Annotated in this window: 11 protein-coding genes and 1 pseudogene; 2 read left to right on the top strand and 10 right to left on the bottom strand. The window is 61.7% G+C overall.

Going from position 1 to position 14,934, the window contains the following annotated elements; all coding sequences use genetic code 11:
- Positions 1–236 precede the first annotated feature (236 nt).
- Entirely contained in the window at positions 237–725 is a 489-nt protein-coding gene (locus tag G3T16_RS14070) for a DUF4124 domain-containing protein (RefSeq protein ID WP_232059087.1), read from the top strand.
- Between the two features lie 131 nt (positions 726–856).
- Here G3T16_RS14070 and G3T16_RS14065 read toward each other — a convergent pair whose 3' ends face one another.
- From G3T16_RS14065 to rluD, 9 genes are all read right to left on the bottom strand, one after another.
- Positions 857–4,258, bottom strand: coding sequence for a pilus assembly protein (locus tag G3T16_RS14065; protein WP_163495793.1), 3,402 nt, complete (start codon positions 4,256–4,258; stop codon positions 857–859).
- Between the two features lie 557 nt (positions 4,259–4,815).
- A complete protein-coding gene (locus G3T16_RS14060) occupies positions 4,816–5,820 on the bottom strand; it encodes a PilW family protein (RefSeq protein ID WP_163495792.1) in 1,005 nt (334 codons plus the stop codon).
- Positions 5,821–5,822: 2 nt separating this feature from the next.
- Entirely contained in the window at positions 5,823–6,398 is a 576-nt protein-coding gene (gene pilV / locus G3T16_RS14055) for a type IV pilus modification protein PilV (protein ID WP_163495791.1), read from the bottom strand.
- A 2-nt stretch (positions 6,399–6,400) separates the two neighbouring features.
- Complete coding sequence (locus tag G3T16_RS14050) at positions 6,401–6,940, bottom strand: GspH/FimT family pseudopilin (RefSeq protein WP_163495790.1); 540 nt, start codon at positions 6,938–6,940, stop codon at positions 6,401–6,403.
- Complete coding sequence (locus tag G3T16_RS21980; RefSeq protein ID WP_269473228.1) at positions 6,934–7,320, bottom strand: type IV pilin protein; 387 nt, start codon at positions 7,318–7,320, stop codon at positions 6,934–6,936. Before G3T16_RS21980 ends, G3T16_RS14050 begins: the two co-directional genes overlap by 7 nt.
- A gap of 256 nt (positions 7,321–7,576) precedes the next feature.
- Positions 7,577–9,976 carry an ATP-dependent chaperone ClpB gene (gene clpB / locus G3T16_RS14040; protein ID WP_456298652.1) on the bottom strand — a complete coding sequence of 800 codons (2,400 nt, stop codon included), beginning with the start codon at positions 9,974–9,976 and terminating at the stop codon, positions 7,577–7,579.
- Positions 9,973–10,152: a Clp protease N-terminal domain-containing protein gene (locus G3T16_RS23390; protein ID WP_456298651.1), complete on the bottom strand. Its 180-nt coding sequence runs from the start codon at positions 10,150–10,152 to the stop codon at positions 9,973–9,975. The genes clpB and G3T16_RS23390 overlap by 4 nt, the downstream gene beginning before the upstream one ends.
- Positions 10,153–10,233: 81 nt before the next feature.
- Positions 10,234–11,004 (bottom strand): peptidoglycan editing factor PgeF, encoded by a 771-nt coding sequence (gene pgeF / locus G3T16_RS14035; protein ID WP_163495789.1) that lies wholly within the window; start codon positions 11,002–11,004, stop codon positions 10,234–10,236.
- On the bottom strand, positions 10,988–11,965 hold the full coding sequence (rluD, locus tag G3T16_RS14030) for a 23S rRNA pseudouridine(1911/1915/1917) synthase RluD (RefSeq protein WP_163495788.1): 978 nt from the start codon (positions 11,963–11,965) through the stop codon (positions 10,988–10,990). The genes pgeF and rluD overlap by 17 nt, the downstream gene beginning before the upstream one ends.
- Positions 11,966–12,057: 92 nt before the next feature.
- Between rluD and G3T16_RS14025 the strand changes: the two genes are divergently transcribed.
- Positions 12,058–12,942 (top strand): outer membrane protein assembly factor BamD, encoded by an 885-nt coding sequence (locus G3T16_RS14025; protein ID WP_163495787.1) that lies wholly within the window; start codon positions 12,058–12,060, stop codon positions 12,940–12,942.
- Positions 12,943–12,966: 24 nt separating this feature from the next.
- On the opposite strand, the pseudogene G3T16_RS14020 reads toward G3T16_RS14025, so the two are convergent.
- Positions 12,967–14,597, bottom strand: a pseudogene (locus tag G3T16_RS14020) (NAD+ synthase).
- Between the last annotated feature and the right edge of the window lie 337 nt (positions 14,598–14,934).

Raw genomic sequence — 14,934 nt, 5'->3', positions numbered from 1 at the left:
GACTCACCAGCAGCCACGGCGAATAATCACATCGCAGCGGTAGGCCAGTGGCCGGGGGTACCCGGCAATAGCCATTACCATCAGTGAGACTCCGGTATTGTTGGCAGCAGCTGGCCGGATGTCAATGCCGCGCTGCCCGAATGGGCATTTTTTATAGCCAAGGATTGGCTGTTTTTGTCGACAAGGTTGGATTGCGCCCCCTGCGCGGGTGGGTTACTTTAGCAAAGGCATCAACGATGACAGGGGGAGCAGGGCCGATGGGCGCGATGAGAGTATTCTGCACAGGCCTGCAGGTCGTTCTGCTTTTGTTGTCCGTTGCGGCCAGCGGGCAGGTAACGGCCAGTGAGATCTATTACCGCTGGCTGGATACACGCGGCAATCCGGTACACAGTGACCGGCCACCCCCGGCGGGCACCGACTATGAAGTGATCTCCACCGGTTCGGGCTTCAAACGTGTGGTACCTGCCAACGAGGGGGTTGTTCCCAAAGAGGTCGAACCCCGGGTCGGCAACGAGTTCGAGAAAACCGAAACTACCACGGTGACCATCGACAAAACCAAGAATCCGGCGCTGTGTGAGCGCGCCCGCCAGAACCTGGAGACCCTGGACTCAACCGCCCGCATCCGGGTACGGGATGACCAGGGAGATATGCGCTTCCTGAATGAAGAGGAGATCGAGGCCGAGCGCAGCAAGGCCCTGGCCGCGGTCAAGGCCTACTGCGAGTAGCCATGGGGCGCGGCGGGCCGGCGCGCCAGCGGTGCATGCCGGAAGCCAGAAACACTGAAGCCGAGTCCGGCAGCTGCGAATGAGTTGCCGGAATTAGCCAGCGGCCGCAAGACCCCACAAAGACACGGCGGTCAACCATCCACCTCCTCGGTCCAGTAGATACGCTTGCGCGTCGGAGCCGCCTCGGGTTCGATTTCGACCGGTTTGAAACCCTCGCATCCTATACAGATTGTGATAACGGGCCCTGGTGCCGGCGGTGGGCAGGCATCACCCTCGCAGTCGACAGGTGACTGGTTGGGCAACCGCACCGTCGCGATGACCGGCGGGATCGGCATGCCACCACCGTCTATCTCGACACCTTCTGTGAGTTCCGGGTTGAAGAGACTGAGCCCGTATCCCTTGGCGATACCCAGAGGTCTGGTGCAAATACCAGTGTTGACGCCGCCGGGCTGGTAGGTGTTGAAGAACACCCTTCCTCCGCCAATCGCTGCCTGGTTCACGATCTGCTCCCCAGTGCCCGGCAGATCCATGTACCAGCCGTCGGTGCCCAGTAACGGATTCGCTTCCGGCAGCTCTTCGTCGGGCGATGGAGCCGATACTGCGATCATTGTATCGCCATCCAGATCTACCGGACTGATGCCGCCGTCGGGAACGGGCGCCGCCGGCCTGTCGATGAATGCATAGATCCGGTTTTGTACGTCCTCCGAGTAGGGGTAGTTGCTCTCCAGCGGACGCTCGCGATCACCCGAGCCTATTGCAACGAAGACCCGTTCCCTGAATACACCCACGGCAGGCTGGTTCAGGAAGCGCCGGGTTCGGTTCCCGGTCTCGGCCACTTTGGTGATCGTCCACTCTTCCGGCGCAAGCGTTGTCATCGCAAATGGGTAGGCGCCTGAGAGCGTTGTAAAGTCGATCCTCCAGAGGCTGCCCCTGGCATCCGCCACATAGGCGTATTCGAACAAGCCGTCCTGGATTGGCCGCGGCACATCGACGGCCGCCACTTCCCCCACGACCGGGCCATCTGTCTGAAAATGCCTCAGCAGCTGGCCGGTCGCGCCATCCACTATGTAGACACCACGCCCCTTGGCGTTGGCATCGCAGGCGTAATCTGCGGTGTCTTCGTACAGACAGTCGTCGTAACCACCGCCGAACATGATGATCGGCTGGGGCTTGTTGTCGCCAGCCAGATAACCGCCAACATACCCTCCGACAGGGGTCGACCATGTCTGTCCGATTCCGGCATATCCAGTATCGCAGCCGGTATCGTTGTCCAGGTTGGGACAGCCCTTGCTCCAGAGAAATGTCGGAGCGGCAGCGGGGTCTGTTACGTCCAGCGCATAGATCATCCTGCCGCCCCGCCGCATGGTCGGATAGATGTACGCCAACTCAACCTCGGAATCTTCGTTGTAGAGCACCAACTGCCCGGTGGAGCCGTCAAAGAAGTAGTCCTTGCGCTCGTAATCGGGGCCATCGTCGCCAACAAACCCCGTGTATTGAATCATGGGGTGGTTGTCGTACAGACGCTCAAACTGGGTGAAATGCTCCGGCGCCACCAGGCCCCATTTCTCGGCTCCATTTGAGGCGTCTATGGCTCTATAGACACCGTCATTGGAGCCATAGAATACAGTGACGCCGTTGTCCCCGCCGTAACTGATCGTAAGCGGCCGCGAATGCACGACATCACCATGGATGCTGGGCCTGCGGCCCTCCTCCGGCATGGCCTCAAAAGTACCGGCAGCGTTGATACCGGGCGCAATACCCACCAGGTAGTCAAAGAGGGTCTGGCTCCCCAGGGCTGCCGCGTTGAGCTCTGCCAGAACGCCATCCGCCACGGTATACAAACCCCTGGAGGCAGCCTGCCGGACCATCTGGGCCGCGCCGCCCTTTTCCACGAACGGGCCATCCGGAAGGTCCGACCAGTCACTGGTTCCCGGCGAAGGCAAACACTGCCCGCGCGGAGGTGGCGCCACCCCGAGGCTCTCCCAGAAATTCCCCGAATCCTCCGTCCAGAAACTGACTGCACACTCGGTTGCAAAGCCTGTCAGGGGATTGATGGCACGCTTCAGGTTCACATCCGCCAATTCCGGCACACCATCGAACAGGCCGATCTGGTAGGTCTTCAGATTACCGAACCACCGCGGTTTCTCGCCCGGCGCAGGGCGGAACATGCCGATAAATACCTGATTGTCCTGCTGGGTTCGATTGGTTGTGCTCAGCGGCAGGGTAACCGCAGCGAAGGTGGTGCTGACCGACAGTATGTCTGACACCGCGCCGCCTATTGCATCGACCAGCTGGTCTTCATTCCTGGCCTGGAAATACCGTCCGCCACCCACCTGGGCTGCACTGAATAACAGGCCGCTGTGAGCGGCATTCTGCTGCTTGTTGAACACGTCGATGGTGTAGGTGACGACCGAGACATGCTGGGTGACTGTCGTATCATCCTGCTCGACGGTTACCGGTATGCCGTAATTAAAAAGAAACTTCGACCAGTCGTCGAGATTGAAGGAACGCCCGGTGGTCGTATCGTCAATGCCGGTAGGCGTCACTGTGGTGGAGGTACTGCCCCCGACCTCGACATCAAAACGGGCGGTTCTGTTGTCGGGCTTGCCCGTGGTTATGCAGCCAGAGGTATTGGTTGATACCGCGACACAAGCGCAGTCCTCGAAGGCTTCGCATTTTCCACCGGGAGCGTTTTCCTCGATGGAACACTGGGCCTGCTCGGAATTCTTCCAGCAGGAGCCCGAAGGACCCAGAGGAGTACCCGGCTCGACCGTCGTGGTCGTGGTAAAGCCGGGCAGCGGCAGCGGCGAACCCGCCCCACCGGCGAGCGCGTCAGGCGCTGTAGCGCCGGCATCGGCATACAGCGCGCGCAAGCGGTCACTGTTGCTGGAGCTGTCATCGGTCGGACCACTGCTGCTCGGGTTTCCGATGAAAATAAGATAGGTGTTGGTGCAGACATCCAGTGTACTCAACGGCGATTTGAACAGACTGTAATCCGTTGTGTATCCTTCCGAATCTGCGAGGGAACCCGGCGTGCCCGAACCGTTATAGGTCTGGTTGCTTCCCGCAAGATAGTTGTAGTAGTCGGCCATGAGATTGCCAAAGGCCGTATTGGAATTCCGTTTTTCTATAGAATCATTGATGCCGTCGAAGACCGTATCCAGTACCTGGGAAAACTGGCCATAAGCGTCTTCGGTCAGAGCCTGGAGATTGAAGCGAACATAGCCGCCATCCTCATTGGCACTGCCCTGGGTAGTGAACATCATGAATCCGACATTCAACTTGCCGATCTGATCCTGCAGGGCAAGCTTGATTGCGCGCACCTCGGACTGACCCTGGGTGTTGCCGCCCGGCCACTTCTGGCTCTGCCTCGACCAGTTGGCTGTGTTGTCGAGCACGAAGATGATGTTGGGCAAGCCAGCGTCGACATCCGCGTCGCCTGCAAAAATATCGATATCCTCCGCGTGAGATGCATAGGACACGGCACCCAGCACAAGTACGACGACTTTCAACCATATGGACAAACCGTTCATAACGATACTCCTTCGCGCTCTACACAGGGCAGGCAACGTCAATCCTATTGGTAGTGGTGAGCACCGAGACACCCTGGCGAATCACCACCTCTGCACCGGTTACCGCATCCCTTGCCGTGGCGCGAAACTCCCAAACCGACCTTGCACACATGGAATACGTTCCCGGGGGAAAATAACAACTGGCCTCAGCAGGCGAATTGAAAGCATCCAGTTCCGAGTTTTCAATCGGGATAACCACGACACAACTGGGCGGCTCGACATCCACCAGAATGTCGTTGGTGCCGTCATTATTGAAGTCGTAGCACTTGCGGTTTGCCTGGCCACAATTTTCAAGAAAGACCGCCCCGGGAGTTGCGGTAAATCGATTAGAGCTGATGGCCTCCTCGACCGCCGCATTGGCTGCAAACCGGCCATATCCCGGCTCTCCATGTTCTGGACAACACGCAGATTCGTCTGCACCAGGTTGGCTGCTGTGACGGCGATAAGTGTCACGGCGAGAAGCATGATAAGCGCGACCACCAGGATAACGCCCCGCTGCCTGTCACGACGAACACTGTTCATGGCAGCTCTCGCCTGCCGGCAACATTGCGCAGCCCCACCGTTCTCGAGTAGACCTGTCTCTTGTGGCTTTGCAGTGCCGCCGGGACTGTGTAGTCATTGCCGGCCACCCTGTAGCTTCGGTTGTCAAGATAGCCCGCTGTGGATTCGAGATTGCGTATCACCAAAGACACCCGGACCATCGACACGTTTGACCAGGACACAGGGTCAGTGCCGGGAGACGCCTGTACATCCACCTGTCCATCGCCGTCCTGATCAATGCCATATTCAAACGCCATCATCTCAACGCCTTCAACCAGTACCGTCTGGATATAACCGTCCTCCGTCAGTTCCGCGCGAACCAGTTCATCGTCCGAATTGACGTAAAAGACCCTGTTGTGCAGACCATATATGGGGGCCGCCGTTGTACAGTCCCGCTGCGCACCAAAGTTGGCCAGCCGGGAGCCCGTTGCCAGATTCGCCATTTCTCCCGGCGTCTGCCTTATATAGACCGTCACCCCGGGTGGATCCTCATCCGGATCCAGCGGATTAAAGCAGGCGTTAACCTGCATGTAGAAGGCGAAATCGGGGACGGGTGCAGGACAGGAATCAAATGCACAGCTATTTGCCCGTCTTATGGCTATATAATCGGTCCCAGCCTTGGGTGAAACCATACAGGCGGCAGCACCGGCTCCCTGTACAGGATAGCCCATCGCAGCCTCGATCTCCGCTGCCGTTATGGGACAGACCGGTGGCAGCGATGCGGTATCGGCCGGCCGTTCATCAGCTTCACCCCAGTATCCGGCATTTGCCAACTCGCCTTCCAATAGCCCCAGAGCATAGGCACCGCTTTCGATCTGCAAGCTCGTGCGCTCCACTTCCGCACGGGTGAGGCTGTTGTTGCTGAATATTTCGGTGACGCCGAGCAGGAGCACAGCCCCCAGGGCCAGAGCCACCATAATCTCAATGATGCCAAAGCCGCTAACCAGGCTACGTTTCCGACAAGTGGAGTGTGCCAATGTCATCCCTATAACCCCAGAAAGGCCAGCACCACATCCACGCTTACCACTCTGCGGATGCGGTCATCAGCGCCAAAGGCATCCTTGCCGCACAAGTTGGCGGGGGCAACCGTGGGGACCGAGCCCTGCCAGGCAATGCTGACCCGAACGACACCCTCGCCATCCGCCGAGCCGGCAAGATTTTCTATGCAACCACGGGCGCCGATGATGCTCCCCAGACCCTGGCTGTCCCGCAGAACATCGACGCCCGCCAGCGCATTGCCCCATTCGCAGAGATCTCTGGCTTGTGTCGTTGCCTCGATAGAGCAGTCGGGTATGTTTTCGGGATCGACGCCCAGGCCGTAGCTGTCACCATCGGGATAGTTGCCCGCCCGGGCTGCCGGTGCGTTTACCCGGATACGGTTGGCCATGTCCTCCAGCAACAGGACAGCCTGCGCGCGCTGGTAGGCTTCGAACTGGCTGGATATCGTCGTAACCTGGAGCCCGGCCAGGCCGAGCAGGCCTATCGCCACGATGAGCAGGGTTATCAGCACTTCAATGAGTGTGATGCCCCTGGCATTGACCGGCACTCCCACTGCGTTCATTGCTAGCAGTCCCCCTTGTCAGAACTGGTGCGTCCATCGACAGACAATGTCAGGCAGCTGGACCTCGTGGCTCCGCCCGCGATCCGGATTTCCCACTCGGCTCCTCCCGCTATGGCGACACGGCCCGAGGGACTGAACTGAACTTGCGCGGGACCGGATATCGCCGCTCCCACCCCCTGTGTATGGCTGAGCAGTGAAGGATCCCCTGCCACAGGGCTTGCCACGATCCAGCCCTTGCTCCAGTCCAGGTTGTCCACACCATCCTGTGCGGTCACGGTTATCGTCCGGTTCCGCTTCACGGCCTCCGAACGGGCCGTATTAAGCGTCATGCGGAGATCGCTGCTGATAGCGCGGATACGTTGATTCGCTATCAGTGACTGGAATGACGGAATCCCGAGGCCCAGCAACACAGCCAACAGCACAAGCCCTATCATCAGCTCGACAAGTGTGAAACCGCCTTCCCCGGCCCACGGGATGCGGCGCGCTCTGCCCGACTGCACAATGGCGGCGGGCAAGGCAGGAAGCCGGAAGGGGTTCACCACGGCTCGGCACCCCTGAGTTTTTGCCCCGCATTGTTGATTGTGAGAACGCCGTCGCCCACCTGCGGGCTTCCCGCCCGGGGTGTGGCCGTCACGGTAAAGGCAGGAGGCGGGCCGGCAGCGAGGGTGAAACTGATCGCATAGTTACTCTCCACCCTGTCGGGAGGCTCCATGTTCAACAAACCTTCATTGGCTGCGTAAGCCCGCGCATCGGTGAAATATTGCTGTTGCCGTTGTGCCAGTTCCATCAGATAAGCCTGGGCTTCTGCACGGTTGGCCCGGACGGTATATTTCAGGTAGGAGGGGTAAGCGACCACAACGAGGATGGCGACAATTGCCACCACAATCATCAGCTCTATCAGGGTAAAACCCCGTTCAGACACCCTTTCCGGCATTCCAGTTGCAGCCATGCTCTACCTTGCGCGCGCGTATTGATTGAACTGCCTACCATAATAGAGCGGGACTGTATGTCTACGACAAGCTGACGGACGGCAAGGCCAGGCCGATGGGCGGCAGGATTTTCCCCGGCGGAGCGGCACAGGAGCAATGCCGCCGGGAGACAGGATGCATTTACGGAAGGGAGTGACGGCCTGACACCGCGCCGGGGCACGGTGTCAGGCAGCGGACCCTATTTTGTGTCTATTGCTTGCCGAAACTGGTCGATTCGCCGTCCACATCCACTACGATGGTGTCTCCCGCCGTGTACTCGCCGGAGAGGATACGCTGGGCCAGCGGATTTTCCAGTTCCTGCTGGATCGCACGTTTCAGCGGGCGGGCGCCGTATACCGGATCGTAGCCGGTGGCAGCAAGGCGATCCATGAAGGCATCGCTGATTTCGATGGCCAGTTCACGTTCCTCCAGCCGCTTGCGCAGCGACTGCAGCTGGATGTCAGCGATACCGCGGATCTGATCGGCAGCCAGCGGATGGAAGACCACAGTCTCGTCGATGCGGTTGATGAATTCCGGGCGGAAATGACTGCCCACGACGCCCATCACCGCTGATTTCATCGCCTCATAGTTGTTCGCGGCGGCCATTTCCTGGATCAGGTCAGAGGCCAGGTTGGAGGTCATCACGATCACGGTATTGCGGAAGTCCACAGTGCGGCCCTGGCCGTCGGTCAGGCGGCCGTCCTCCAGCACCTGCAACAGGATGTTGAAGACGTCCGGGTGGGCCTTCTCCACCTCGTCCAGCAGCAGCAGGGAATAGGGACGGCGGCGCACCGCCTCCGTCAGGTAGCCACCCTCCTCGTAGCCAACGTAGCCGGGTGGCGCACCGATCATCCGCGCCACCGAGTGCTTCTCCATGAATTCGGACATGTCTACGCGCACCATGGCCTGCTCACTGTCGAACAGAAACTCGGCCAGGGCCTTGCACAGTTCGGTCTTGCCCACCCCGGTGGGGCCGAGGAACAGGAAGGACCCATTGGGCCGGTTGGGATCCGACAGGCCGGCGCGGGAACGGCGCACGGCGTTGGACACGGCCACCACGGCCTCGTTCTGCCCCACCACCCGCTGATGCAGGGAACTCTCCATCCGCAGCAGCTTGTCGCGGTCTCCCTCCAGCATCTTGCTAATCGGGATGCCTGTCCAGCGCGAGACCACTTCAGCCACCTCTTCCTCGGTGACCTTGTTGCGCAGCAGGGTGCGCTCGACGGTCTCCGCCTCCTGGGCGGCCTGCAGCTGTTTTTCCAGCTCCGGCATTTTGCCGTACTGCAATTCCGACATGCGGGTCAAGTCACCGGCGCGGCGGGCGGCCTCCATGTCCAGCTTGGCCTGCTCGATTTCACTCTTGATCTGGGCGGCGCCCTGTAGAGAGGCCTTTTCCGCCTTCCACACCTCCTCCAGGTCGGAAAACTCGCGCTGTACCTTTTCGATCTGTTCGTCCAGCAGTTCCACCTGCTTGCTGGCGGCGGGGTCCTTGTCCTTCTTCACCGCCTCGCGCTCGATCTTTAGCTGGATCAGGCGCCGCTCCAGGCGATCCATGGCCTCCGGCTTGGAGTCGATCTCCATGCGGATGCGGCTGGCAGCCTCGTCGATCAGGTCGATGGCCTTGTCAGGCAACTGACGGTCGGTGATGTAACGCTGGGACAGTTTGGCCGCGGCAATGATTGCGCTGTCAGTGATATCGACGCCGTGATGTACCTCATAGCGCTCTTTCAGGCCGCGCAGGATGGCAATCGTGTCCTCCTCGTTGGGCTCGTCCACCAGCACCTTCTGGAAGCGGCGCTCCAGGGCCTTGTCCTTCTCTACGTACTTGCGATACTCATCCAGGGTGGTGGCGCCGACGCAGTGCAGCTCGCCGCGGGCCAACGCCGGTTTCAGCATATTGCCGGCATCCATGGAGCCCTCGGCCTTGCCGGCGCCCACCATCGTGTGCAACTCGTCGATGAACAGGATGATGCGGCCTTCCTGCTTGGAAAGTTCATTCAGCACCGCTTTCAGGCGCTCCTCGAAATCGCCGCGGAACTTGGCGCCCGCCAACAGCGCGCCCAGGTCCAGGGACAGGATGCGCTTGTCCTTCAGGCCCTCCGGGACCTCACCGTTGATTACCCGCTGCGCCAACCCTTCGATGATCGCCGTCTTGCCGACCCCGGGCTCGCCGATCAACACCGGATTGTTCTTGGTACGCCGCTGCAGCACCTGGATGGTACGGCGGATTTCGTCATCGCGCCCGATCACCGGGTCCAGCTTGCCCTCTTCGGCCCGTTCAGTCAGATCGATCGTGTATTTTTCCAGGGCCTGCCTGGACTCTTCCGCCTCCGGGTTGTTCACTGCCTCACCTCCGCGCAGCTGCTCTATCGCCGCCTGCAGCGCGAGTGCGGTCGCGCCGTGTTGCTGCAGCAGCTCGCCCGCGGTGGTCTTGCTCTCCAGCATGGCCAGCAACACCAGCTCACTGGAAATGTAGCTGTCACCGCCCTTCTGGGCCAGCTTGTCGCTGACATTCAATATCCGGCCCAGGTCGTTGGACATGTGAATATCACCACCGCCGCCGCTGACGGTGGGCAGCGCCTCCAGCGCCTTGCCCGCCGCGGCGCTCAATCCGGCGACGTCCGCCCCCGCCCGTTGCAGCAGGGCCGGGTGGAACCACCCTGCTGCTGCAGCAATGCGGCCAGCAAATGCAGGGGTTCAATGAAATTGTGATCCTTGCCCAGTGCGATGGACTGGGCATCCGCCAGCGCCAGCTGCAGCTGATTCGTCAGTTTATCCATCCTCATGCCATGCTCTCCTTTGGCGCCAGCGCTTCGCGGCGGCTCAAGTGTCTATGCTGGCTTAGATGGGGGGGGAATGCCCCTGTTTCAAGTGCGGGTTTGGCACGGATTGGCGACTTCATTGAGGTGGATCAAGCTGGCCATGCGTCCGGTCTGGCCGTCACGCCGGTAGGAGTAAAATCGGGCGGCGTCGGCAAAGGTACAGAAGCCGCCGCCAAATACCCGCTCGACGCCCGCGCAGCACAGCCGCAGCCGGGCCAGGCCGTAGAGATCAGCAAGATAGTGGTCGCGGCGGGCGCTGGCCTGAAAACAGGCCGCGAGCTCATCCGAACCGAGTCCGGACCCGGCGCAGAAGGCTTCGCGCACCTCCGCGCCCACCTCAAACCGCGCCGGACCTATGGCCGGCCCCAGCCAGGCCAGCAACTCGCCGGGAGCCACCGGCAGCGCCTCCACAGTGCGTTCCAGAACGCCCGCCAGCAGTCCCCGCCAACCGGCGTGCGCCGCCGCCACCACCGTCGCGGCGCGGTCGCAAAACAGCACCGGCAGGCAATCGGCGGTCAGCACGGCACAGGCCAGCTGTGAACGGCCTGTCCAGCAGGCGTCTGCAGACGGCGCCTGGCGGTCAGCGCCGGCGGCCACGACCTCGTTGCCGTGGCACTGTCGCAGCCACTGAACACCACTGCCCGGCGGCAGCAGGGCCTGCAGCCGGGTCCGGTTCGCCGCCACCGCGGCGCGGTCATCGCCGACGTGATCCCCCAGGTTGAAACTCTGGTAAGGGCCGCTGCTGACCCCGCCCTCGCGGGTGGTGGTAAACGCCCGCACCCGGGCCGGAGCCGGCCAATCAGGCTCCAGCAGCACTGCCGGGGACCTCGTCTTCGCGCTCCAGCACGGCCAGCAGGGCCTGCATGTCTTCCGGTAGCGGGCATTCAAACTGCATCGCTTCGCCGGACAGCGGGTGCACCAGCCCCAGCGCCTCGGCGTGCAGAGCCTGGCGCGGAAAGCCCCGCAGCGCCGCAATCAGGCTGTCGGATGCCCCTTTGGGGATACGGGGCCGGCCGCCGTAGACCGGGTCACCGATCAGCGGGTAGCGCCGGTGCGCCATGTGTACCCGGATCTGGTGGGTGCGGCCGGTCTCCAGGCTGACGGTGATCCGGGTGTGATTGGCAAAACGCCGGCTTATCCGGTAGTGGGTCACCGCCGACTTGCCGCCGTGGCTCAGCACCGCCATCTTCTTGCGCTGGCGGGGGTGGCGGCCGATGGGTTCATCGACGGTGCCGCCACCGGTCATCGCGCCGATGCAGACGGCACAGTATTGCCGCTTCACCGTCCGTTCCTGCAACTGGGCGACCAGATGATGATGTGCACTGAGACTCTTGGCGGCGACCATTACCCCCGAGGTTTCCATGTCCAGACGGTGCACAATGCCGCCCCTGGGCAACTGCGCCATCGCCGGAAAATGCCCGATCAGTGCGTTCACCAGGGTGCCGTCCGCATGGCCGGCCGCCGGATGTACCACCAGCCCCGCCGGCTTGTTGAGTACTACAATGGCCTCGTCCTCGTACAGGATATCCAGGGCGACGGCTTCCGGCCGCCAGCTCACCTCGTCTTCCAGCAGCGCGTCGACTGTGAGGTGGTCGCCACTGTGGACCTTGTCCCGCGGGCGGCACTGCCTGCCGCCGGCCAGCAATTCGCCGCGCCGGATCCAGGTTTGCAGGCGTGAGCGGGAAAAATCGGGGAACAGATGGGCCGCGGCCTGGTCCAGGCGTTCGCCGTCAAGCTCTGGCCCGACGTCAGCCGCGGTACGGATTCTGTCAGTCATCGGAATACCTGTTTATGCTCCCGTACCTATGTGGTTAAATAGGGAGTTCTTTCACAAATCCGAATTCTAACACGCCAGCGGTCGCCATCTTGTTGAAATCACTGAAAATCACCATCGCCCTGTTGTTAACAGCCATGCTGCTCGCCTGCGCCGGCAACGACGAGCTGGACGGCCTTACCGCCGATTCCGGCGAGCAGCAGATGTACGACCAGGCCCAGCGCTACCTGCGCAACCGCAATTTCAGCCTGGCGGTGCGCGGCCTGCAGCTGCTGGAGTCCCGCTACCCCTTCGGCCGCTATGCGGAACAGGCCCAGCTGGAGCTGATCTACGCCCACTACGGCGCCTACGAACACGAGGCCGCAGTGGAGGCCGCGGATCGCTTTATCCGCTTGCATCCGCAGCACCCCAGTGTCGACTACGCCTACTACATGAAGGGATTGGCGGCCTATGCCGGCAATACCGACCTGTTCGCCCGCTTTCTCCCCACCGATGTGAGCAGCCGCGACACCACCCACGCCCGCGAGGCCTTTGCCGAGTTCTCCCAACTGGTGTCGCGCTTCCCGGGCAGCCCCTACGCCGCCGACGCCAAGGCGCGGATGGTGTACCTGCGCAATCTGCTGGCGCGGCACGAGATTACAGTGGCCAACTACTACTTCCGTCGCGGCGCGTATCTGGCCGCCGCCAACCGCGGCCGCTATGTGGTGGAGAACTTCCAGCGCACACCCGCCGTCGCGGATGGTCTGGCGGTGATGGCCCAGGGTTATATCATGCTGGGGATGAACGACCTCGCCAGGGACGCCACCGACATCCTGGCACTGAACTTCCCGGACTATCCGGCACTGGACGACGACGGCAACCTCAGCAGCGACTATTCGCTGGAAGAAGGGCAACAGCGCTCCTGGCTCAACCGGGCCACCTTCGGCCTGTTCGACCCGCCGGAGATACCCCAGTTCGACACCCGCGAACAGTACGAATAACCCCGCGGTCCTGCCACAGCCGGCTCAGTCGCCGGGCGTCCAGGCGGAGGTAATCGGATAGCGCCGGTCGCGGCCAAAGCCGCGCTTGCTGATGCGCACCCCGATCGGCGCCTGGCGGCGCTTGTATTCATTCAGATCCACCAGCCGCACGACCCGGTGCACCTGCTCCGCATCCATTCCGGACGCGATGATGGCCGAGGCACTGAAGTCCTGCTCTACATACAGCTCCAGAATGCGATCCAGCACCGGATACGGTGGCAGGCTGTCCTCGTCCTTCTGATCGGGCGCGAGCTCCGCCGAGGGCGGACGGTCGATCACCCGCTGGGGATGCAGGGCCGCTGGCGATTACAGTAACGGGCCAGTTCGAACACTTGGGTCTTGGGAACGTCCTTGAGCACATCAAAGCCTCCCGCCATATCGCCGTAGAGCGTAGAGTACCCCACCGCCAGTTCGCTCTTGTTGCCCGTAGTCAATACCAGCAGTCCCTTCTTGTTGGAGATGGACATCAGCAACACGCCGCGGCAGCGCGCCTGCAGGTTTTCCTCGGTGGTGTCGACCCGGGTGCCGGCAAACTCCTCCCGCAGGCTGGCCATGAAGGCCTCATAGATCGCTTCGATCGAGATCACCTTGTGTTTGACGCCCAGCATGCGCGATTGCTCCGCCGCGTCCGCCACACTCATCTCCGAGGTATAGCGAAACGGCATCATCACTGCCTCGACCCGCTCCGGTCCCAGTGCCTCCACCGCCACTGCCAGCGTCAGGGCCGAATCGATGCCGCCCGAGAGCCCCAGCACCACCCCCCGGAAACGGTTCTTGTTGACGTAGTCGCGCAGGCCCAGCACCAGCGCCTGCCAGGTCGCTTCCAGCTCGTCCAGCGGGGCGGCAACAGGCAGCCCAGACAGGCTTATGCCCTCGTCGGCGGAGGTCGCCTGCAGCCAGTACTCCCCTTCCACAAAATTGGGCGCCGCGGCACAAATCTCGCCATGGCGATCCACTGCGAAGGAGCCGCCATCAAACACCAGTTCATCCTGGCCACCGACCTGGTTCACATAGACAATGGGGCAATCATTGGCACGCGCGCGATCGCCCACCAGTTCCCAGCGTTCGATCTGCTTGCCGCGATGAAACGGTGAGGCGTTCAGGTTGAGTATCAGCTGCGCGCCGGCGCGGGCCGCATCGCGCACGGGGCCGGGCTCCCAGATGTCCTCACATACGGTCAGCCCCAGCTGCAGGCCATTGATCTGCACTACGCAGGGCGAGTCCCCTTCCTGGAAGTAGCGTTTCTCGTCAAAGACCTGGTAGTTGGGGAGACACTGCTTGTGGTATTCGGCGACGATTTGCCCCCGGTGCAGGACCCCCGCGGTGTTGTACAGGACAATGCCGTCGCGGCGGGGATAACCCAGCACGACCCAGGCATCGCCGTCCATGGCAGCGCAGATAGTCTGCAGGGCCTGGTTGACCCGCAGTTCCACACTCGGCCGCAGCAGCAGGTCCTCGGGCGGATAGCCGCTCAGGGTCAGTTCCGGAAAAACCACTACCGGGGCAGGGTGCTGTTCCTCGGCCCGTTTTATTGTCTCCATGACCTTGGCAGTGTTGCCCTCGAAATCACCCACCAGGGTGTTCATCTGGGCCATCAGGATATTGAGGGTGGTCATGAGCTTCCCGGTTCGCGACGAAAGAATCGCACATTTTCCGGCAAAGTCGCCTCAGCTGCCAGTCCGCGCCGCAAAATAGCTCACTTGATTACTGCCCTAAGTTTTCCGCAGAGTATTTGGGCATGAGTGCCAGCCTCCCCCGCTCGGCGGTCGGGCACTTCGAACGCCGAGCCATCGGCCGGGAGGCGGTGTTCAAGACACGCCGTGAATCCGTCCATGGAGGCTCGTATGCGACGTCCATGTCGCATACGGTCTTGAACACCGCCTCCCGGCCGATGTCTCTACCTTTGTGCCACACCCGGTCGGGTAGGTGGGGTAGCAATGAAGCCACTTCATA

It is taken from the genome of Kineobactrum salinum (genome assembly GCF_010669285.1).
In the GTDB taxonomy this organism is placed as follows: Bacteria; Pseudomonadota; Gammaproteobacteria; order Pseudomonadales; family Halieaceae; genus Kineobactrum; species Kineobactrum salinum.
This window is presented reverse-complemented; position numbering and strand designations above follow the sequence as displayed.

Coding starts and splice junctions, on each gene's coding strand:
- G3T16_RS23390 (WP_456298651.1), bottom strand. CDS start 10,152: ATGAGGATGGATAAACTGACGAATCAGCTGCAGCTGGCGCTGGCGGAT.
- G3T16_RS14070 (WP_232059087.1), top strand. CDS start 237: ATGACAGGGGGAGCAGGGCCGATGGGCGCGATGAGAGTATTCTGCACA.
- pilV (WP_163495791.1), bottom strand. CDS start 6,398: ATGAACGCAGTGGGAGTGCCGGTCAATGCCAGGGGCATCACACTCATT.
- rluD (WP_163495788.1), bottom strand. CDS start 11,965: ATGACTGACAGAATCCGTACCGCGGCTGACGTCGGGCCAGAGCTTGAC.
- G3T16_RS14065 (WP_163495793.1), bottom strand. CDS start 4,258: ATGAACGGTTTGTCCATATGGTTGAAAGTCGTCGTACTTGTGCTGGGT.
- G3T16_RS14060 (WP_163495792.1), bottom strand. CDS start 5,820: ATGACATTGGCACACTCCACTTGTCGGAAACGTAGCCTGGTTAGCGGC.